Here is a 20746-nt window from a genome sequence, read left to right on the forward strand (position 1 = left end):
GGGGAAAGACTATGATAGATAGCGAACTTATCAATCTTATTAAGGAGGGAGATAGCAAAGGTTTAGATATTCTAGTTAATGAGTATGGAAAGCTTTGCTACGGGGTAATAGCTTCTGTTCTCTTGCCAAATGGGATGAATGAATATGTTGATGAGTGCTTTAATGACGTGCTAGTTACCTTTTGGTTTAAGATAGAAATGTTTGAATCAAGGAAGGGGAAACTTAGAAATTGGCTTATCTCTATATGTAAATATAGGGCATTAGATTATCTTAGAAAAAAGAAAAACGAATCAGATATAAACAGTGAAGTAACTAAAGATAAAGAAAGTGTTGAAGAGTCTGTTATGAAAGAAGAGGAAAAGAGAGAGCTTAAAAAAGCTATAGAAAACTTATCTTATCCAGACTCAGAAATTTTTAAGATGAGATATTTAGAAGATAGGGATATAGATTATATAGCGAGTGTTTTAAATATTTCAAAGGGAACTGTTTATACCAGAATATCTAGAGGGAAAATTAGACTTAAGGAAATGATGGAGGGATATTATGAGTAATTGTTTTGATTTAAATATAGATGATTTAGTGTATGAAGAATATGATGATGAAGAAATAGAAAACTTTGAAGATATAGGATATAGCTTTTTTGAAGGAATTAAATCTAAAAAGAGAAAGTTAATTGATATTATTAAAGGTGAAAACATAAATAAAGTTAAGGATAGAGTTTACGAAGAATTAGATTTAGGGGAAGTGATTTTATCTGAATTTACAGGGAATATTGACGGAAGAAATTATTTAAGGGCCTTTGATTCAGCAGAATATATGTTTGTTCCTATGGCTTTTATAGATGTAGGTTCTAGATATCATTGTTTTATTACAGATAGAAGGATGCTTATCTACGAAGTAGGATATTATAATAAGATTATGAGAGAATATATAGTAGAAGATAAGGATATAGATAGGGTAACTTTAAAACCTAACAAAGATAATATTGAATTTTACGTTAAAAAAGATAAATATAATATGATTAGAACAGTTACGGATTTTATGACTTATTTCTTCTATCAAGGAAGAGTTTCTATAAATCTGACTTCTAAAAATAAGGAGCAAGTTTATAAGATATTTAAAGAAAAGTATAAAGAATGCAAGTATATGAAGTATTTGTGGATTGCGTTTTGGACTTTCTCTATAGTATTTATTATTTATGGAATTATTTGTGTTTTTTACGAAGGAGGATTTTATGACTTGCCAGATTGGTTTTTGTGGCTTGAAAAATTCTTTCTAAGATAAATTTAAATCTAAAAGCCTTATTCTTTTAAAAAATAAGGCTTTTTTGGAAATTTTATTGATTTGACAGTAGATAAGTACTGCTATATAATTAAAACATAAAATTGAATATTGCGTTTGCAAATCAAATTTACAAACATGGGGGCGTTTTGGCTTCGACGGGGGTAAGAGAGGTTTGGTAAGCGAGCCGAGGGAAGCATGGTGCCTCGATAATAAAGTATGCAATAAATATAAACGCAGAAGACAATTTTGCATTAGCAGCTTAATTTAAGCTACTCATCAGTCCTGGATCCCCACGTTTAGGGTAGCTGGTGTCATTGAAGTGGGAAACGAAGTCTAGCAAAGCTTTGAGCTAGAGGGGTATCTATGAAGCTAGTGATTGGTACGCTTGTCTGTAAGTGTCACCAAAAGCGAACCTTAAATTTACAGACTACGCTCGTAGAAAGCTAGACGGATCTACTTTCGGACAGGGGTTCGATTCGTAAGACAGAGTCGCGTCAAGTGGTAACACTTGAATGAAAACTTGGCTTTATCGGTGAAACCTTAACAGATAAGTTTAACTTATGCTGATGGCAATACCGAGAGGTATGTGGAGAAATCTAACAGCCTCGTATCGACTTATAGGTTCCTAAAGATTTTAATCTAAGGAATACTAGGATAGAAGATGTAAACTATATTAAGCTTCTATAACACGCCAAGGATCCAAAAGAACTTTTGGATTAAGATATAGTCAGTTCCTAAGTATAGTAAATCTATACTGTATAAGAAATTAAGGGTGCACACGACCCCTCGCCTCCACCATATAATCCACAAAAGATAAAACTGTACACTATAAGTGTACAGTTTTTTTTATTTTTATATAGGAGTGATGATAATGATTAACAAAAATTTCGTACAAGCTATAAATGATATGAAGCTAGTTAAAGTAGTATTTGATTCATATGAAAAGGGTAGAATTGAAAGAATTTGTGTACCATTTGATTACGGCCCAAGTAGACGATATAAGGATGGAAGAAATAGATATCATTTTTATGATTTAGATAGTCAATCTAGTAATCATAATTTATCAATATTACCGCAACAAATAAAAAGTATTGAAATGATAAATGAAGAGTTTAACCCTAAAGATTATGTTAAGTGGACACCAAATTGGTTTTTAAAAAGAGATTGGGGAATCTATTCATAAATTTTTATGGTATAAGGGGGAAATAAATGAATTTATTAATAAAAAATTGTAATAACATTGACTTAGCTAATATTGAAATAAATGAATACCAACTAAATATAAAGTATGGAATAAATGGAACTGGAAAAAGTACTATATCAAAAGCAATAAAATATTGTATTGAGAATAAAGAAAAATTAATTGAATTAAAGCCATTTAAATATTCAAATGGTGGAGAAGAGGTTACGACTATAGTAGAAGGACTAGAAGGGGTTAATACAGTAAATATTTTTAATGAAGCATATGTTAATCAATATGTTTTTCAAGAAGATGAGGTATTAAAAAATAGTTATGATGTTTTTATAAAGAATGAAGAATATGATAGTTTAATGAGTGAAATTGAAAATCTCATAAAAGAGGTTAGGGATACATTTAATAAAAATACAGAGTTAGATAAGTTAATTCAAGACTTAAATACTCTAACAGAATGTTTTGGAAAGTCTAGTAATGGATATTCAGCAGCAGGAAGTATAGGAAAAGGATTGAAAAACGGTAATAAAATAATACATATCCCTGATGGCTTAGAAGAATACGGTGATTATATAAAAAGTGATCTCAATTCTAAATGGCTAAAATGGCAGGTTACTGGTAAAGAATATTTAGATATTAGTTGTAAATGCCCTTTTTGTACAACTGATATTACTAGTAATAAAGAAAAAGTTTTAAAGGTAAGTGAAGAATATGACTCAAAACATATTGAACATTTGAATAAAGTTATGAATGTGTTTGATAATTTGAAATTATATTTTACAGATGAAACTAATAAAAAAATAAGAGAAATAACCCAAAGTATAAGTGGACTATCAAGAGAGCATATAAACTATTTAAAATTAATTAAATCGCAAGTTAATACTTTATTAGAAAGATTTAGTGAATTAAAAAATTTAAGTTTTTTCTCTTTGAAAGATGTTGATGAAATAATTGAGGAAATAAAAAGATATAGAATAGATTTATATTTCTTACCAAATTTAAATACTGATTTTACAGAAGAAAAAATAGAAAAAATAAATAATTCATTAAATGATCTCATTAATAAAGCTGGGATATTGAAAGGAAAAATAAATAAACAAAAAAGCTTAATTTTAAAGAGAATAGAAAAATATAAAAAAGAAATAAATAACTTTTTAAAATATGCAGGATATAAATATGAGGTAAATATAGAATCAAAAAAAAATGAGTACAAGATGGTATTTCAACACAAAGATTGTAGTAAAGAATTAAATAGTGCAAATTTATATTTAAGTTATGGGGAAAAAAATGCCTTTGCTTTAATTCTATTTATGTATGAAACTTTAAGTAAGAAACCAGATTTGGTAATTTTAGATGATCTTATTTCTTCTTTTGATAAAAACAAAAAATATGCAATAATAAATAAATTATTTAAAGGAGAAAATAGTTTTAGAAATAACACTGTATTGATGTTAACTCATGATTTTGATCCCATAGTAGATATGGTGAAGAATTTCAAGAATAAATTTAATGAAATTAAAACTAATGCATATTTTATATCAAATAAAAATGGGGAAATTATAGAGAAAGAAATTTGCTATTACGATATTAAAACATTTGTTGAAATAGCGAAAGATAATATACTTAGACTAGATAATAATATTAATAAGTTAATATATTTAAGGCGATTATATGAAATTAATGATTTCAAGGGATTAGAATGGAACTTACTATCAAACTTATTTCATAAAAGAAAGGAACCTATCATCAATAATGAGATAAATGGAATAAAAAAAGATGTTTTAATGGATGATGATGAAATAGAAGAAGCAACTTATAAAATAAAAGAGTTTATAGATGATTTTAATTATGATACTGAACTAGATAGACTATTAAGTAATGATATTCTAATGAACGCTTATATTAATTCTAAAAATAATTATGAAAAGCTACAAATTTTTAGAGTAATTAAAAATGAAAATAGTTCTAATGATATAATTAAAAAATTTGTAAACGAAACTTATCATGTGGATAATGATTATTTATTCCAATTAAATCCTTTTGATTATGAGATAATACCAGACTATATTATAGAAGAATGTAATAATGATTTAATAAATAGTGGATACAATATAGAAAAGAAACTTTTTATTTAATAATAAGATATGGTAGAAAAGTTAAATGGTAAATTTAGAAGATTGAACAGTTATTCTACAAAATAATTTTATCTTAAAGTTTAGCTATAAAAAATGATTTGCAATATAAAAAAATACCCTATTAAAGTTAAATAAAAATAAATCTATTAAATATTAGTAAATTTATAATGTTGGTAATTTTAGAAAATAAATAAGATTACCATAACAATAGAACACGCAATATAGCATAAATACTATATGAAATTAGAACTTTTGATTTGGTATGATTTTTATTTATAAATTTTAATTATATTATTATTTAACACGGATGCGAACGGTAGTGAGGAACCATATTTTTTATTTTCTTCTAACATTGAAAATAATGAATCTAATGTTAGGTAGTTTAATCTTCTTGAATTAAACCAAGTAGAATATATAGCATTTAGAGTTGTGGTTTTAAAATTGAAATAATCACTCCCAACACAGATTAAATAAGTATTTGGGTCTGATATATTAGACAGTCTTTTTAAAACTGAGTCATAATTTTTACTTCGCTCTACTTCAAAAGCTGCAATTATACGATCAGTAGTTTTCTCTAACCACAAAACATCGATTAAATCTATATTATTTAAAGATAAACTTTCAGTTATATGGTTTAAATTTATATCATTTATCTTCAAAATGTTGTTTTTTATATCTTTAGAATAGTTTTTCGATAGTATTGGTTTTAGATCATTTCTTGCAACTTTTGTTTTAAAACCGAGTGATATACCTAACTCGCAGAGTAATATTTGTATAGCTCTATGTTTATCTTTATTTGGTAAGCATTCAATAAAGAATTTGTAGTTTTTTCTTTTAGCAAGAAGGTGAAAATCACATAAATCAAATTGAGCAAGAAATTTTTCAGGCCCATGTTTATTACCGATTCTAAATATACCATCAGATTCATAATGTAGAATAACTCTATTATTCTTTTTATCATAACCACCAAAATAATTATTTTTTATCATTTTATCATTAATTTCTTCTTTAAGATTATATAAGTTAGGATGATAAAGTATTATAGGATTATCATCTATATTTAATGCAATATAGTATTTGCTATCATTAGTTATTCTTTGTGATAATTTAGTAAAATGCAGGTCAGTGAAACCATGATTACCACAAGCTGTAATTTGGTCAATATGAGAAACTAAATTATTTTTTTGTAGCTTTTCTTTAAGTTTTTTATGTAAATCCATAAGTATCTCCTTTATAAATAATATTTTGATATAATTATTTTTTTCATTAATTATCTAAAAATATACATGAATAATTTAGTTATAAGATAATAGTTGGGTGAATATATATTTTGTGTATAGTAATTATTTATAGGTGTAGTTTTGGAATTAAATAAAATATATAATTGTGATTGTTTATCTGGACTAAATAAAATTGATAATGAATCAATAGATATGGTCATTACGTCTCCGCCATATGATAATCTAAGGAGTTACGACGGGTATGTATTTACACATTATTATTTTTTAGAAGTGGTTAAAGAATTATATAGGGTAGTTAAAAAGGTGGAGTAGTAGTTTGGGTGGTAAATGATCAAACAAAAAACTATTCAGAATCAGGAACATCATTTAGACAAGCTTTAGAGTTTAAGGAGTTGGGGTTTAGCATATATGATACTATGATTTATGCTAAAAATAACCCTCCGCCATTAAATCATACTAGATACGAACAAGGCTTTGAGTATATGTTCGTATTTAGTAAAGGAAAGGTAAGGGTATTTAATCCACTCAAAGAGGTATGCAAACATCATGGGAGAAATAGAACGGGAACCCGTAGACTAGATAAAGAAGGTAGTTTGAAAAGTATAAATACTAAGGGTTTTGTTAAAGAAGAGAAAATTATTGACAATATATGGTGGTATAGTGTAGGAAAGTCAGAATCAACAGATAAAATTGCGTTTCAACATGAAGCGATATTTCCTGAAAAATTAGTTAGAGATCATATACTTTCATGGAGCAATGAAGGTGATTTAATACTAGATATATTTATGGGATCGGGAACAGTTGCTAAGGTTTCTTTAGAGAATAAACGTAATTTTATTGGGTTTGAAGTATCTAAGGAGAATTGTGAAAACGCGAATAAACGTATAGGTAAATGAGGGTTATTTCAATACGTTTAAACGGTGAAACAAATAGATTTATTATTTAATACTCATAAATCGATTATAAAAATCTAATTTAAGAGCTAATTGTTCTTTTGAATAGCGACCATTTCTAAGGGTAACAGACTTATATTCATCAATAATAAGTTTAGCCCTTTCTTTTTTTATTTTTATAATCAAATAAGGATAAATATCTTTAAGTAAGTTAATTGCTTTATCGTAAGTTAAAATATATGTATAACAATCCTTATGTTTTTCAGGGTTATAATTAGTTTTTTTAGTTATAGTTCCGTGTCCTATTATATCCTTTAAATAGTGTAATATTTCTATTGTAGTTGAAGTAACTGAAACTACAGGAGAAGGGTATGTTGATCTATGAATTCTTTGAAGCATTATGCTTCCTTCACCGTCAATAAGTCCTGCTATATAGGCCTTGTCAGTATCTTTCATAATTAATCACCTCTTTATTTATAGTATGTCCTAAAAGTACTAGAATTATTGATTAGAAAAGTGATATAATGATTTTCTGAAATTTAATTTTTAGATATATTTGAAAGAAATTATAGGAGATATTAAGGGTTATGAGTAAGTTAAAAAGTCTAAAAACATTAAGTTTAATAGCGTTATTATTTGTTATTATATTTTCAGTTATTAGTTGTTCTGATAAAAAGGAAGAAGTTTCAGAAAAACAAAAAGAAGAGGTTAATTATAATTCAGAATTAAAAAAGATCGAAGAAAAGTACGGCGTGAAGCTTGGGATATATGCTTTAGATGAGAATAGTAATAAAGAAGTTACATATAACGAAGACTCTAGATTTGCGTACTGTTCTACTTCAAAGGCTTTACTTGCAGGAGCAATTTTAGAAAAGTATTCTTTAAAAGATTTAGATAAAGTAATTAAATACAGCGAAAAAGATTTATTATCTTATGCACCTATCACTAAAGAGCACGTAAAAAGCGGGATGACTATTAAAGAGTTATGCGAAGCTGCAGTTCGCTCTAGTGATAACACTGCTGCTAATCTTTTATTTAACCTTTTAGGGGGACCTAAGGGTTTTAAGGAATCTTTTTTAAAGATAGGGGATAATATAACTACCCCTGAAAGAATAGAGCCAGAATTAAATTCGGCAATTCCAGGAGACTCTAAAGATACGAGCACTCCGAAGCAATTAGCATTAGATTTAAAAGAGTATTTAACAGGTGATACTTTATCTAATGAAAAGAAAGAGTTACTTAAAGAGTGGATGTCTAAAAACAAAACTGGTGATAATTTAATTAGAAAAGGCTTTACTAGTGATTTTGAAGTTTTTGATAAAAGCGGTGCAGGTGATTTTGGAACTAGAAACGATATAGCTATGGTAACTTCTAAAGATAAGAAGCCTATCTTTATATCGATTTTATCTACTAAAAAAGAAAAGGACTCTAAATATAACGATAGCGTAATATCAGATTCAGCAAAAGTTACATCAGATTATTTTAATAATTAATTTATAAAAAACTCACGAAGTAATTTTCGTGAGTTTTATTTAGTATCAAATGATTTCCTAAATTAATATATTGTTAAAGGAACAATAAAATTGGAGTAAAGAATGGGAAAAGGAAATATATTAATACAGTTATCTACAGCGCAAGATGCCTTGCCTGTTACTAGTGCGAAAGTTAAAATCACAGATTCAACTACTAAAGAAGTAGTTTATGAAAGCGAGCAAAGCGTAGACCAAAGCGGTAAAAGTGGAGTTATTCCTGTTTCTACCCCTGATAGATCAGAGTCTTTAGAACCTCTTCCAAAAGATATAATCCCCTATGCTAGATATGATATTTCAGTTGAAGCTTCAGGGTATGAAAGGGTAACTGTAGAAGGAGTTAGCGTTTTTGACGGAACTACTTCTATTCAGTATCTTTCTTTAAACGAAAAAGAAGAGGGAGCGGTTCAACCTTTTTTTAACCCTTCTGAAAACAGGATAGTTATCCCTCCAAACCAGCTTTTATTAAATATAAATCGGAATCAAAAGACAGGGACTTTATTTCAACCATTTGTCTTAAGGGAGGTATATATCCCAGAATATATAACAGTTCACCTAGGAACTCCGACTTCTTCAGCGCAAAACGTTACTGTTAGGTTTGTTGATTATATTAAAAACGTTGCTTCTCACGAGATTTATGCAACTTGGCCTGAGGAATCTTTAAAGGCTAATATCTACGCTCAAATCACCTTTGCTTTAAATAGGGTATATACAGAATGGTACAGAAATAAGGGGTATTCTTTTCAAATAACTAATTCTACAGCTTACGATCAATATTACGTAAGAGGTGGTAATGTTTTTGAGAACATAAGTAAAATAGTAGATGGTATCTTCAATGAATATTTTTCTTTTGTTAATAGTTTAGCTCCTTATTTTACTCAGTACTGCAACGGAACTACTTCAAAGTGCAAGGGGTTATCTCAGTGGGGAACTGTCGATTTAGCTAAACAAGGAAAAAAAGCTTTAGAGATTTTACAGTATTATTATGGAACTGATAAGATTTTAAAAAGAACTCCTGTTATAGCAGGGCTTGTAGAATCTTATCCAGGCTCAGCTTTAAGGGTTGGAAGCAGAAATTCTAACGTAACTATTATTCAGCAGCAATTAAACAGGGTTTCTAGAAATTACCCTGCAATTCCAAAAGTTAATCCTGTAGATGGGATTTTTGGAAGGCAAACTGAGAATTCCGTAAAGACTTTTCAAAGAGTTTTTAATTTAGTAGTTGATGGGATAGTGGGAAGGGCTACTTGGTATAAATTATCTGCAATCTATACAGCAGTTACTAAATTAGCAGAATTAGATCAAGAACCAGTAAGTTCTATATATATAGACGATTTAAAATATGCTGATTTTGATACTGTACCTCCAAAAACTCCTATAGAGTTTGGAGAGGCTAGCAGCAAAGTTAAAGAATTTCAGTATTATTTAAGAGAAGTTTCTGACGCGTACGGGCTAAAGATTAACCCTATAAACGGAATTTATGATAAAGAAACAAAAGAAACTATATTAGAATTTATAAAAGAATTTAAATTACCTAAAGATGAAAAAATAGATTCTAAGCTTTTTAAAAGTGTTTATGATGTTTATTTAAATTTAGATAGAGTTTACTCAGTAGAGGATTTAACGAATTATCCAGGTTACGTTTTAAGAAATGGGATTTCTAATAGAGATGTTAGAAGGCTTCAAACTATGCTTTTAAAAATCTCTGAAAAGTATAAAGAGATTCCAGAGATAAATGTTGATGGAATTTATGAAGGAAGAACTCAAAACGTAGTTTTAAGGTTTCAAGAAGTTTTCGGTTTAAATAAAACTGGAAGGGTAGATATAAATACTTGGAGAAATATAGTTTTAGTTTATTTAAACTTAGATTCAGGGAGAAATATTAATACATCAAGCATACTTTTGCCTTTCCCGGGAGAGGACTTAAAGCTTGGAGATGATAATGCATTTGTTTCAGTTTTGAAGGAGTATATGAACGTCCTTTCTAAAAACGGATTTAAAATAAGGATTTTAGATACAGATAATTTATTTGATAAGGCTACTAAAGAAAATGTTTTAATCCTTCAAAAGAATTTTGCACTTCCTCAAACAGGAGTAGTTGATAAGAAAACTTGGGAGAAAATCGCTGATACTTACGAAGGATTTTTTACAGGAAGCAGTTTAAGAAGATAAGATTTTAAAAAGGGAGAGTGAAATATTTTATCACTCTCTCTTATAATTTTTGTAGTATAGTATTAAGTTTTTTTATTGATTCTTCTAATTCTTTTATATCGGTTTGGGATAGCGAAGAAAGCTTTTCTTCAAGGTAGTTTAATACGAACTTATCTTGACTGTGTAAGAAGTTTCGACCTCTTTCTGTTATTTCAATAAGAGTAGCTCTTTTATCTGAATTGTCTTTAGACCTTGTTATGTAATCACTTTCTAAAAGCTTATTTAAAACAGGGGTAAGCTGCTGCTTTGAAATTTCTAAATCTCTTGAAATATCGTTTCTTATCATAGGTTTTTTATCTAAGAGTGAAAGAGTATAAAAGTGAGAAGGCGTTAAATTTTCTTTTATTATAGTTTCAGAAGGTTTAACTAACTTTTGTTGCACTTTTATAACAAAATCAAATAGTTTTTCAGATGTTTTACTCGTATTAGTTTCTTCCATATATTTCACCTCAAAATCTAATTTTGTTGACATATAGTAAATAATTATTTACTATATAAAAGGTAAATGTTTATTTACTATTTTATTATAAACTAATTATATTATTTATAAAAGGAATCTTTAAGGAAGGAGATAATATGAAGGAAAATAATTATTTATTTGAAAAAGAATCAATACTTAAAGCTATAGCAAAGCTGTCTATTCCAGCTATTATAGCAATGCTTGTAATAATTATATATAACGTGGCTGATACTTTTTTTGTTGGACAAACTGGAAATGAGTTTCAAGTTGCAGCAGTATCACTAACAACACCTGTTTATTTAATTTTTATGGCTATTGGAACGCTAATTGGAGTTGGAGGAACTTCTTTAATTTCAAGGTGTCTAGGAGAAGGGAAAAAGGAGAAAGCAAAGCATGTTTCTTCTTTTTGTTTTTATGGAGGAATAGTGATTGGGATAATCATTATGATTCTGATGTGGGTGTTTATGGAAAGCATTCTTAAATTTATAGGGACTAGTAGTGAAACTATAGATTTTTCTAGAAGTTACTTAAATATTATAGCTATTTCAGGACCATTTTCTATAATATCAATAGGATTATCTTACATAATTAGATCAGAAGGAAACGCTAAGGAGGCTATGTTTGGAACTATTTTAGGGTGCTTAGTGAATATAGTTTTAGATCCATTTATGATTTTAAGTTTAGATATGGGAGTAAACGGGGCTGCAATTGCAACTTTAATTGGTAACATCGCATCTGTCCTTTACTACGTAATTTATTTTTATAAAAAGAACTCTATTTTATCTATAGAATTTAAATATTTTAAGGTTTCTGATGGAATTTTAATTGGAGTATTTGCTATAGGTATTCCTGCATTTTTAGGAGAACTTATGATGAGTTTATCTAATATTGTCTATAATAATGTTATAGCAGAATATGGTGATGCAGCTGTTGCTGCTTTAGGTATAGCTATAAAGATAAGCTTAATTATAGTGCTTCTTCAAATGGGACTTGGACAAGGTATTCAACCACTTTTAGGTTATAATTATGGAGCTAAAAACTTTAAGAGAGTTTCTGAAACTATAAAGTGGTCTGTGATTATAGTTGTTATTATGGGAAGTATTTTAACTTTATTTATTTGGGTGTTTGCGTTAGATATAGTTAAGATGTTTATAGATAACGAAAGCGTTTATAGATATGGGGTTCAAATACTTCGCGCTATGATGATTTCAGGGCCAGTTATGGGAATAATGTTTATATTTCAAAATGCAATTCAAGCTATGGGAAAAGCTTTCCCAGCTCTAATTCTTTCAATAACTAGACAGGGGCTTGTATTTATTCCTATGATATTTATTTTAAATGAAGCCTTTGGATTTAGAGGAGTTATATACGCTCAATCTGTAACTGATTTTATAGCTGATATATTAGCGTTTACTATATATTTTGTAACTTTAAAGGGAGTAATAAAAAGTTATAAAGAGGAAGCGGAAATAGTTAATGTAGATTTAAATTTTAAATAAAATAGGAGCCTGATTAGATACTTTTCTAATCAGGCTTATTTTAGTTTCCGAATCTATTAAAATGTTCGCTTGAAACTCCTTGAGTTTTTATTGATTTATGTTTTCTGTTAGGGTTGTGGTTATGTCCTTCTTCAGTTAAAGGAGTTTGAAAATTACATTTTGCCATTCTAGAATCTTTTTTATCTACTTGACTATCTTTTGCCATAAATATCCCTCCTTAATAAAAATTTGTACAAGATTAGTATGTACAAATATCTTATATTTATCCTTTAGAATTGAATTGAAACTTTATTATTTTTATGTGAAAAAATAGAAATTAATTAAGATATTGATGTATTATTAAATAAAAGGAACAGAGATTTAAAAGAAGAGGATGATGATATGAAAAAAACAGTATTAATAACAGGTGGAAACAAAGGAATAGGTCTTGAATGTACTAGATTATTTTTAGAAAATGGGTTTAAAGTAATAGTAGTTGCAAGGGATTTTAAAAATTTCGAATTTAATGAGAATTTAGATGTAGAAAAATTAGTTTATGATTTAACTGACATAGAAGGAATAAAAAATTTAGTTAAGGTCTCAAAAGAGGTTGATGTTCTTATAAATAATGCAGGAGTTATGAATTCAATCCCATATGATGAGTATGCTGAAAAAGATATGGAAAGACTTATGAAATTAAACTTATATGCACCTATAGAACTTATAAAAGAAGTATCTAAATATATGATAAAAAAGGGAAACGGAAGGATAGTAAACGTAGCTTCAGTTGCAGGAGAAATCGGTCACCCAGATATTTGGTACGGAGTATCTAAAGCTGGAATAATAAATGCAACGAAGAGCTTTGCAAAACTTTTAGGACCTAAAGGAATAGTTATAAACGCAGTAGCGCCAGGACCTGTAGAAACAGATATGTTAGATGTAATTCCAGAAGACAGAAAGAGTGCTATTAAATCTAGTGTTTACTTAGATAGATTTGCAAAACCGCTAGAAGTAGCTAAGGCTATTTATTGGCTTAGCACAGATTGCCCTGAATATATAAATGGAACTTGCATAGATATAAATAACGGAGCATTTCCGAGGTAATAAATAAATTATATTTAAAGATGGAAATTTATATTTTTTTATTCATATAATAAAAAAAGAGGGTATCTATTTAAGAAGATTTATTGACAATATATCAAACAGTAAGTTATAATTAGTAAAAATTTAATGAAAAATTATTTGTATAACCTCAAGAATATGGTTTGAGGGTTTCTACCAGGAACCGTAAAATCCTGATTACAAAGAAAATTGGTGCATCTCTTTTCTTTGTAATCAGGATTTTTTGTTATATTTTTTTATAAATTATTAGAAAAATTATAAAAGGAGCTTTGCTTTATGAAAAATGATATGACTTTATTAAAAAAGAGAATAGAGGTAGCTAAAAAGGCTAGGAAGGCAGACACTGTAATTAAAAATGGTAAGGTTTTAAACGTATTTACAGGTGAGATAAAAGAAGGGGATATAGCGATTTCTGATGGGATTATAGCAGGAATTGGAGAATATAATGGTGAAAATATAATAGATGCAAAGGGAAAGGTTATAGCCCCCGGGTTTATAGACGCACACATGCATATTGAAAGTACTATGCTTACTCCACGTGAGTTATCTAAAGTTTTAGTTTCTCACGGTGTAACTACAGTTATGGCAGACCCTCACGAAATTTCTAATGTTTCAGGGAAAAAAGGGATTGAATATATACTTGAATCATCGAAAGATTTACCTGTAGATGTTTTTGTTATGTTACCTTCTTGTGTTCCTTCAACTGAGTTTGAAAATAGCGGATTTAAGCTTTACTCAGAAGATTTAAGAGAGTTTTATAAAAATGATAGAGTGCTTGGACTTGCTGAATTTATGGATTTTTCAGCTATAGATGGCTTAAAAGAAGATATGCTTCAAAAAATATTAGATGCTAAAAGTAATAACAAAATAATAGATGGACATGCAACAGGACTAACTAAAGAAGAATTAAATGTTTATATAACATCTGGAATTTATGCAGACCACGAATGCGCAAACGAAAAAGAAGCAAAAGAAAGATTAGCCCTTGGAATGTATCTTATGATAAGAGAAGGGACTGCAGCAAAGGAACTTAAAAAGCTTATAGGGGTAGTAGATGAGTTTAATTCTAGAAGATGCATTTTAGTCACTGATGATAAACTTCCAGATGATCTTATCCGTGAAGGAAGTGTGGATTATAATGTAAAACTTGCAATAGAGTGTGGATTAAATCCAGTAACTGCAATTCAAATGGTAACTTTAAATGCAGCTGAGTTTTTTAATCTTAAAGGGTATGGAGCAATAGCGCCAGGATATAAAGCAAATCTTGTTATTTTAGATGATTTAGAAAAAGTTAAAATAGATACAGTTATTAAAGACGGAGAATGTTTTGTATCTGATGGAAAGTTTAAAGAAAAATCTTTAAAAGCTAAAGAAAATATAAAATCTTTAGAAGAAAATCTTCCTAAAATCAATATGAAAAAATTAAATGATGACTCTTTAAAGATAAATCTAAAATCTGATATTTGTAATATTATAGAGATTGAGCCAAACAGTCTAATAACTTATAAGAGAAAAGAAAAAGTAGATTTAGATAATTTAGAATTTATGCCATCTGTTTTAAAAGACCAGTTAAAGATGGCGGTTATAGAAAGGCATCATAAAACTGGCAATATAGGACTTGGAATAGTTAAAGGATTTAAGTTTAATGAAGGTGCTATAGCAACTTCTGTAGCACATGATTCTCACAATATAGTAACAGTTGGAACTAACGATAAAGATATGATTCTTGCAGCATTAGAACTTGAAAAGATGAACGGCGGAATAGCTATAGTAAAACGCGGAAAAGTAATTTCTAAACTGCCACTTCCTATAGGTGGGCTTCTTTCAAATAAAGAATACAAAGAAGTTTTAAAAGAATTAGATTCTTTAAACGAAGCTTTAAAAGAGATAGGATTTAATGAAGAGTTTGACCCGTTTTTAACTTTATCATTTTTAACTCTTCCTGTTATTCCAGAAATAAAATTAACTGATACAGGGCTATTTGATTTTAAAAGATTTTCTCATATAAGTATAGAAGCAGAATAACAAAAAAGGTTTAGGACTTTCCTAAACCTTTTTGTTATTTTTGGGTAAAATAAAATTATTTAAGGAGTTAACATTAGATAAACATTAGTAATGTTATACTGTAATAATAATTTAAAGATTTTAAGGAGAATTTTATATGAGATTATTAATTATAGAAGATAACATAAGTCTTGCAGATTCTATGAAAAAAGGGTTAGAATCACAAAACTTCAAAGTAGATGTTTCAAATCTTGGGATCGATGGGGAAGAAAAAGCAACAATAAACGAATATGATGCTATACTTTTAGATTTGAATCTTCCTGATATAGATGGAATTGAAGTTTTAAGGAGGCTTCGCGAAAAATCATTAAATATTCCAATAATAATAATTACAGCTAGAGACAAAATAGCTGATTTAGCTATAGGACTTGATAACGGTGCAGACGATTATATAACTAAACCGTTTGAACTATTAGAAGTTAGAGCTAGAATTCATGCTGTTATAAGAAGGTTTCACGGGAGAACAAACCCTATTATAAAAATAGGAGATTTAAAAGTTAATCCCATAAATAGAACTGTAACTATAGGGGAAAATGAGGTTGACTTAGCCATAAAAGAATTTGATATTTTAGAATATATTTGCCTTAAACACCCTGCTGTAGTATCTAGTGAAGAGATAGTAGAACACGTTTATGATGAAAATTTTGACCCTTTTTCATCAGTTCTTAGAGTTCACTTATCAAGACTTAAAAACAAACTTAAAAAAGTACACGGTAAAGATATTTTGATAAATATTAGAGGAAAGGGGTATTATCTATGCCTAGAATAAACTTTAAAAGCGGAATTATCATAATTATATATTCTTTAGTTTTAGCACTAATTTTAGGTATTGGGGTGTTTTTTGTAAGAGGTTCTTTTAATAATGTTGAAAATAAGATGATAGGATACAATAAAAAAGCTTTTATTATAAGTAGTGTAGTTGGAAGTGAAACTGAGCCAGCATCTATTTATAATAATGAGTCATCACTTACTGCAAGGATTCAAACTATTCCAAATGGAACTATTTACAATAGTAATATGGTTGAACTTAGGGATATAGGAAAAGCTTATTTAACAAGTGGATTTAAAGACATTATTTGGGTAGTTGTATTATTCTTTTTAATACTTATATTAGCTTCAATTTTACTTTGGGTATTTTTAAGTAGGCTACATAACAAAGAAATAAAAGATATCGTAGAGAATCTAAATACTTTAGATGAAGAGTTTGATCCCTATTCTGTTAGTAAGTCCTTTGGATTAGCTTACGAAAATATAAAGGAACAATTTAAAGAAAACTTAGAAGATTATAAGAGGTTAAATTCTTACTTATCTCACGAACAAAAAAATGCAATTTCTATTCTTAGGACTAATTTAGAGATAGATGGAAACTATGAGTACATTAAACTTTTAGATGATATTACAGATAGTATAGATGATATTTTAACTTTAAGTGATTTAAAAGAAGATGAAAAAATGACAGAAGTTGATGTTTCTTTAGTTTGCGCAAATGTTTGTGACACTTATAGAAAAACATATAAAAACATAGAATTTGATTTTGACTTTGAAAGAAGCACTACAATACTTGGAAAAGAGAGGTGGATTTACCGTGCAGTTACAAACCTTGTAACTAACGCTATTAAATACGGAAGAGGAAGTTTAATAAATGTTTCAGTTAAAAATATAAATAAAAGTGTAATAATCGAAGTGAAAGATAAGGGAATCGGGATGAATAAAAAATCTATAGAAAAAATATTTAATGATAAATATAGAATAAATAATTTAAATAAAGACGGGTACGGGATAGGACTTAGTTTAGTTTCACACGTCTGTGATTTGTGCAATGGAGTGGTAGTTGTTGATAGCGAAATAAATAAAGGTTCATGTTTTTATTTATCTTTTTCTGAATTTCAAGGTTAGGGTTAACACTCAGTAAACAGTTTATTTACTATAATGACCCTATACTAAAAAGAAAAGGAGAGTGTCTAAATGTATATCTTAAAAAATTCCCTTAAAAATTTAATGAGAAATAAAGGAAGGAATATACTTCTTTTAATAATAATGATAGCTACACTATCTTGCACAGCTGTATCTGTCATTATAAATACTACGTCTAATGGAATAATACAAGACTATAAAAACAGTTATGGATCAGAAGTATTTATTCAGCCAAACCAAGAAAAGGTAGATGAGTTATCTAAAAAAGGTGATATGGAAGAACTTTATAAAGGTATTCCAACTGACGTGAAAACAGATATTTCAAAATCAAAATATCTTAAAGAAACAATATTTACATCTAGCTTTGGAGGATATAGTAGTAAACTCAAAGCTTTAGATGAAGAGGAAAATAAAAATCAAAGTAATGGAATGAATGCCGTATCTATGGCATCAGCTAATGGAGAAGAGTTGAAAAATGCAAAGACTCCAAACCTTAACGTTTTAGGTGGCTTAAGTAAAGAAGGCGCTGAAGAATTCAAAAACGGCAAAAGAAAAATAACAGAAGGTAAAATGCCAGAAAAGTCAGGAGAAGCTTTAATTAGTGAAGATTTTGCTAAGTTAAACAAGCTAAAAGTAGGGGATAAAATTAAAATTCAAAATCCTGAAGACCCAGCTAAATACAAACCTCTTGAATTAACTATATCAGGTATTTATTTTGATTCAAATACGCCTCAAAACTTAGGGTTTAAACATCCTATGTTAAATAGAAAAAATGAGATTATAACAACTTTTGATACACTTAAAGAATTCAATAAAGAGTCAAAATCTAAAATGGAACCTGTAAATACAGACGTAAAATATTTTTTAAATAATCCAGATGATTTAGAAGCTTTTAATAAAGAGGCACACGCAAAGGGATTAAGCGATTTATACGATGTATCTACAGACGCACAAAGTTATAACAATATAGTAAAACCTATAGAGGGACTTAAAAAAATATCTAATATATTTATGGTTTTAGTTTTAGCCTTTGGAGGAAGCATACTTATTTTAATTTCAATTCTTAGTATTCGTGAGAGAAAGTACGAAATCGGAGTATTAAGAGCGATGGGAATGAAAAAAGATAAGGTAGCTTTAGGGTTAGTATTTGAAACAATATCATTAATATTAATATCTTTAATTATAGGGATAGGGATAGGAAACTTAGTTTCAAGCCCAGTTTCAAATATGATTTTAAAAGGTCAGCTAGAAGCACAAAATGATAACTTATCTGGAGTTATGGTAAGTGTAGGCGCAGTAAATCCTGTAAAACCTATAGAGACAATAACTACAAGTTTAAGTTTAAATTCCATCTTAGCTATAGGGGGAATCGCAATTCTTCTAGGACTTATATCAGCTATAATTGGGATTTTATATATTAATAGATACGAACCAAGAAAGATATTAACAGAAAGGAATTAAGATTATGAGTTTATTGAGTTTAAAAGATGTAAGTTATAGATATGAAGGATCAAATAAAGATGTATTTAGTAATGTAAATGTTAATTTTGATAAGGGAAAAGTATATGGGATAATCGGAAGTTCAGGAGAAGGTAAAAGTACACTTCTATCTCTTATATCAGGATTAGACGTTTGTAAAAGTGGCGAGGTTTTATATAAAGGAATAAATTTAAAAGATAGAGATAGAGATTTATATAGAGCAAAGGATATAGGAGTTATATTTCAAGGGTTTAACCTTTTATTAAACTTAACAGCAAAAGAAAATATTCTTTTATCAATGAATATAAGTTCTGTAAAAGAAAAAAATAAAGAAGATTTAGCTTATAAATTATTAGATGATGTAGGAATAGATATAGTTAAAGCAAACAGAAAAATATTAAATCTTTCAGGGGGAGAACAGCAAAGGGTCGGTATAGCAAGAGCGCTATCTCATAACCCTGATATAATAATCGCAGACGAACCTACAGGAAACTTAGATAGTGAAACTGAAGAAAAGATTATGGATATATTAGTTTCTTTAGCACACGAAAGAAATAAATGTGTAATAATAGTAACTCACTCAAAGAGAGTATGCACTTATATAGATGAGATCTGGGGATTAAAATCAGGAAAGCTATTATTTATAAAAAATAAAAAAAGTTAAGGTTTGGAGGATTTAATAATATGAAAAATAATAAAAAAATAGTGATTTTTATGAACCTATCTTCATTCTTTATGGGAATTTGTACGATTTTTAATTTATATTCTTCGTTTAGATATATTAAAGGATTAACTCTTCAAGGTTATGTTGTAGGAGATAATTTAATAGATGTAATAAATTACTTTATAACAGCTGCAGGACCTTTTATTTTCTTTACTATAAGTTTGTTTGCACTAGGAGTTATCATTAAAGTATTAAGTGCACCTAAACCTTTAGTTTTAAATAAAGCCTTTGAAGTAAAAGAAGAGGTATATGAAAAGCAAGATGAAAATATAGTAGACGAGCTATTAAATGAATTATAATAAATCACTTAAAAGGATATGCAAAATTTGCATATCCTTTTTATGAATCAATATTTATAAAAGATTAAATTCAATATAAATTAGAATTAATCCTAAAGGAGTTAAGTATATATTTAATAAAAGAGGGATAGGATATAAGTGGAACAAAATATGAAAAACGAATTAAGAGAAGTGAGTTAGGTAAAGAAAGTGAACTTTTAGTAACTTTCATATTATAAATTTAAATGCTAAAATAAAATTAAAAAAGTTAAGAGAGGTGTTATGATTTGAGCATTAAAATGTTACATACTTGCATTAGAGTTATGGATTTAGAAAAATCACTTAAGTTTTATAAGGATGCCTTAGGGCTTGTCGAAACTAAAAGAGTAGATTATGAAGATTACAAATTCTCTTTAGTTTATCTTTCAAACGAAGAGGGAGGTTACGAAATCGAATTAACTTACAATTATGACGTAGAAAAACCTTACGAATTAGGAAATGGATTTAGCCACATAGCTATTGGGGTTGAAGACGTAGAACTTACTCGTGAAAGACATAAAAATTTAGGCTACGAAGTTACAGAATTAAAAGGTTTACCTGGAAAACCAAAGGATTATTATTTCGTTACAGACCCTGATGGTTATAAGGTAGAAGTTATAAGAATTAAATAATCATAAATATATCAAATTGATAATAGGACTGTTAAAGTCCTATTATTTTTTTATTATTTTATCTAAAAATA

19 protein-coding genes, 1 other RNA gene, 1 pseudogene and 1 riboswitch are annotated in these 20746 nt (G+C 28.3%); of the genes and pseudogenes, 17 read left to right on the top strand and 4 right to left on the bottom strand.

The genetic code is table 11. The features are described from left to right. The first annotated feature begins 11 nt into the window (after nt 1-11). The 5 genes from INR60_RS09065 to INR60_RS09085 all read left to right on the top strand — a co-directional run bounded on the left by INR60_RS09065 (nt 12) and on the right by INR60_RS09085 (nt 4611). On the top strand, nt 12-551 hold the full coding sequence (locus INR60_RS09065) for a sigma-70 family RNA polymerase sigma factor (RefSeq protein WP_194191200.1): 540 nt from the start codon (nt 12-14) through the stop codon (nt 549-551). Continuing rightward, nucleotides 544-1284, top strand: a complete 741-nt coding sequence (locus tag INR60_RS09070; RefSeq protein ID WP_194191201.1) for a hypothetical protein — start codon at nt 544-546, stop codon at nt 1282-1284. The genes INR60_RS09065 and INR60_RS09070 overlap by 8 nt, the downstream gene beginning before the upstream one ends. A 145-nt stretch (nt 1285-1429) precedes the next feature. Then, nucleotides 1430-1763: a transfer-messenger RNA gene (gene ssrA / locus INR60_RS09075) on the top strand. A gap of 392 nt (nt 1764-2155) precedes the next feature. Continuing rightward, nucleotides 2156-2467 carry a hypothetical protein gene (locus tag INR60_RS09080; protein WP_194191202.1) on the top strand — a complete coding sequence of 104 codons (312 nt, stop codon included), beginning with the start codon at nt 2156-2158 and terminating at the stop codon, nt 2465-2467. A 26-nt stretch (nt 2468-2493) separates the two neighbouring features. Beyond that, nucleotides 2494-4611: an AAA family ATPase gene (locus INR60_RS09085; RefSeq protein ID WP_194191203.1), complete on the top strand. Its 2118-nt coding sequence runs from the start codon at nt 2494-2496 to the stop codon at nt 4609-4611. 269 nt (nt 4612-4880) lie between these two features. Here the strand turns inward: INR60_RS09085 and INR60_RS09090 are convergent, their stop codons facing one another. Then, nucleotides 4881-5831 (bottom strand): type II restriction enzyme NmeDI-related protein, encoded by a 951-nt coding sequence (locus tag INR60_RS09090; protein WP_194191204.1) that lies wholly within the window; start codon nt 5829-5831, stop codon nt 4881-4883. 335 nt (nt 5832-6166) lie between these two features. Between INR60_RS09090 and INR60_RS09095 the strand changes: the two are divergent. Next, nucleotides 6167-6748 (top strand): annotated as a pseudogene (locus INR60_RS09095) (DNA-methyltransferase); the annotation flags it as partial. A gap of 42 nt (nt 6749-6790) precedes the next feature. On the opposite strand, the gene INR60_RS09100 reads toward INR60_RS09095, so the two are convergent. Further along, nucleotides 6791-7201, bottom strand: coding sequence for an LAGLIDADG family homing endonuclease (locus INR60_RS09100; RefSeq protein WP_194191205.1), 411 nt, complete (start codon nt 7199-7201; stop codon nt 6791-6793). 131 nt (nt 7202-7332) lie between these two features. On the opposite strand from INR60_RS09100, the gene bla reads away from it, so the two are divergent. Continuing rightward, the gene (bla, locus tag INR60_RS09105; RefSeq protein ID WP_194191206.1) at nt 7333-8238 is read left to right on the top strand and encodes a class A beta-lactamase; all 906 of its coding nucleotides are present in this window, start codon (nt 7333-7335) and stop codon (nt 8236-8238) included. Between the two features lie 102 nt (nt 8239-8340). After that, on the top strand, nt 8341-10446 hold the full coding sequence (locus INR60_RS09110; RefSeq protein ID WP_194191207.1) for a peptidoglycan-binding protein: 2106 nt from the start codon (nt 8341-8343) through the stop codon (nt 10444-10446). A 40-nt stretch (nt 10447-10486) separates the two neighbouring features. Here the strand turns inward: INR60_RS09110 and INR60_RS09115 are convergent, their stop codons facing one another. Beyond that, nucleotides 10487-10924 carry a MarR family winged helix-turn-helix transcriptional regulator gene (locus tag INR60_RS09115; protein ID WP_194191208.1) on the bottom strand — a complete coding sequence of 146 codons (438 nt, stop codon included), beginning with the start codon at nt 10922-10924 and terminating at the stop codon, nt 10487-10489. Nucleotides 10925-11061: 137 nt separating this feature from the next. On the opposite strand from INR60_RS09115, the gene INR60_RS09120 reads away from it, so the two are divergent. Further along, nucleotides 11062-12444 (top strand): MATE family efflux transporter, encoded by a 1383-nt coding sequence (locus tag INR60_RS09120; protein ID WP_194191209.1) that lies wholly within the window; start codon nt 11062-11064, stop codon nt 12442-12444. A gap of 40 nt (nt 12445-12484) precedes the next feature. Here the strand turns inward: INR60_RS09120 and INR60_RS09125 are convergent, their stop codons facing one another. Further along, complete coding sequence (locus tag INR60_RS09125; RefSeq protein WP_194191210.1) at nt 12485-12649, bottom strand: hypothetical protein; 165 nt, start codon at nt 12647-12649, stop codon at nt 12485-12487. Nucleotides 12650-12825: 176 nt separating this feature from the next. Here INR60_RS09125 and INR60_RS09130 point away from each other — a divergent pair, with 176 nt between their 5' ends. From INR60_RS09130 to gloA, 8 genes are all read left to right on the top strand, one after another. After that, the gene (locus INR60_RS09130; protein WP_194191211.1) at nt 12826-13527 is read left to right on the top strand and encodes an SDR family NAD(P)-dependent oxidoreductase; all 702 of its coding nucleotides are present in this window, start codon (nt 12826-12828) and stop codon (nt 13525-13527) included. A gap of 118 nt (nt 13528-13645) precedes the next feature. Beyond that, nucleotides 13646-13745: riboswitch (purine riboswitch) on the top strand. 76 nt (nt 13746-13821) lie between these two features. Continuing rightward, the gene (ade, locus tag INR60_RS09135) at nt 13822-15570 is read left to right on the top strand and encodes an adenine deaminase (protein ID WP_194191212.1); all 1749 of its coding nucleotides are present in this window, start codon (nt 13822-13824) and stop codon (nt 15568-15570) included. 136 nt (nt 15571-15706) lie between these two features. Beyond that, nucleotides 15707-16378: a response regulator transcription factor gene (locus INR60_RS09140; RefSeq protein WP_194191213.1), complete on the top strand. Its 672-nt coding sequence runs from the start codon at nt 15707-15709 to the stop codon at nt 16376-16378. Further along, on the top strand, nt 16366-17505 hold the full coding sequence (locus INR60_RS09145; protein ID WP_194191214.1) for a sensor histidine kinase: 1140 nt from the start codon (nt 16366-16368) through the stop codon (nt 17503-17505). The genes INR60_RS09140 and INR60_RS09145 overlap by 13 nt, the downstream gene beginning before the upstream one ends. 69 nt (nt 17506-17574) lie before the next feature. Continuing rightward, nucleotides 17575-18984 carry an ABC transporter permease gene (locus INR60_RS09150; protein ID WP_194191215.1) on the top strand — a complete coding sequence of 470 codons (1410 nt, stop codon included), beginning with the start codon at nt 17575-17577 and terminating at the stop codon, nt 18982-18984. Between the two features lie 4 nt (nt 18985-18988). Then, nucleotides 18989-19666 (top strand): ABC transporter ATP-binding protein, encoded by a 678-nt coding sequence (locus INR60_RS09155; RefSeq protein ID WP_194191216.1) that lies wholly within the window; start codon nt 18989-18991, stop codon nt 19664-19666. A 20-nt stretch (nt 19667-19686) separates the two neighbouring features. Further along, entirely contained in the window at nt 19687-20025 is a 339-nt protein-coding gene (locus INR60_RS09160) for a hypothetical protein (protein WP_194191217.1), read from the top strand. Between the two features lie 266 nt (nt 20026-20291). Then, on the top strand, nt 20292-20675 hold the full coding sequence (gene gloA / locus INR60_RS09165; RefSeq protein ID WP_194191218.1) for a lactoylglutathione lyase: 384 nt from the start codon (nt 20292-20294) through the stop codon (nt 20673-20675). Nucleotides 20676-20746: the final 71 nt, after the last annotated feature.

It is taken from the genome of Clostridium chrysemydis (assembly GCF_015234215.1).
Lineage (GTDB): Bacteria > Bacillota > Clostridia > Clostridiales > Clostridiaceae > Clostridium > Clostridium chrysemydis.

Coding starts and splice junctions, on each gene's coding strand:
- INR60_RS09120 (WP_194191209.1), top strand. CDS start 11,062: ATGAAGGAAAATAATTATTTATTTGAAAAAGAATCAATACTTAAAGCT.
- bla (WP_194191206.1), top strand. CDS start 7,333: ATGAGTAAGTTAAAAAGTCTAAAAACATTAAGTTTAATAGCGTTATTA.
- INR60_RS09125 (WP_194191210.1), bottom strand. CDS start 12,649: ATGGCAAAAGATAGTCAAGTAGATAAAAAAGATTCTAGAATGGCAAAA.
- INR60_RS09065 (WP_194191200.1), top strand. CDS start 12: ATGATAGATAGCGAACTTATCAATCTTATTAAGGAGGGAGATAGCAAA.
- INR60_RS09070 (WP_194191201.1), top strand. CDS start 544: ATGAGTAATTGTTTTGATTTAAATATAGATGATTTAGTGTATGAAGAA.
- INR60_RS09160 (WP_194191217.1), top strand. CDS start 19,687: ATGAAAAATAATAAAAAAATAGTGATTTTTATGAACCTATCTTCATTC.
- INR60_RS09155 (WP_194191216.1), top strand. CDS start 18,989: ATGAGTTTATTGAGTTTAAAAGATGTAAGTTATAGATATGAAGGATCA.
- INR60_RS09130 (WP_194191211.1), top strand. CDS start 12,826: ATGAAAAAAACAGTATTAATAACAGGTGGAAACAAAGGAATAGGTCTT.
- INR60_RS09085 (WP_194191203.1), top strand. CDS start 2,494: ATGAATTTATTAATAAAAAATTGTAATAACATTGACTTAGCTAATATT.
- INR60_RS09090 (WP_194191204.1), bottom strand. CDS start 5,831: ATGGATTTACATAAAAAACTTAAAGAAAAGCTACAAAAAAATAATTTA.
- INR60_RS09150 (WP_194191215.1), top strand. CDS start 17,575: ATGTATATCTTAAAAAATTCCCTTAAAAATTTAATGAGAAATAAAGGA.
- INR60_RS09140 (WP_194191213.1), top strand. CDS start 15,707: ATGAGATTATTAATTATAGAAGATAACATAAGTCTTGCAGATTCTATG.
- INR60_RS09080 (WP_194191202.1), top strand. CDS start 2,156: ATGATTAACAAAAATTTCGTACAAGCTATAAATGATATGAAGCTAGTT.
- INR60_RS09110 (WP_194191207.1), top strand. CDS start 8,341: ATGGGAAAAGGAAATATATTAATACAGTTATCTACAGCGCAAGATGCC.
- INR60_RS09100 (WP_194191205.1), bottom strand. CDS start 7,201: ATGAAAGATACTGACAAGGCCTATATAGCAGGACTTATTGACGGTGAA.
- INR60_RS09145 (WP_194191214.1), top strand. CDS start 16,366: ATGCCTAGAATAAACTTTAAAAGCGGAATTATCATAATTATATATTCT.
- INR60_RS09115 (WP_194191208.1), bottom strand. CDS start 10,924: ATGGAAGAAACTAATACGAGTAAAACATCTGAAAAACTATTTGATTTT.
- ade (WP_194191212.1), top strand. CDS start 13,822: ATGAAAAATGATATGACTTTATTAAAAAAGAGAATAGAGGTAGCTAAA.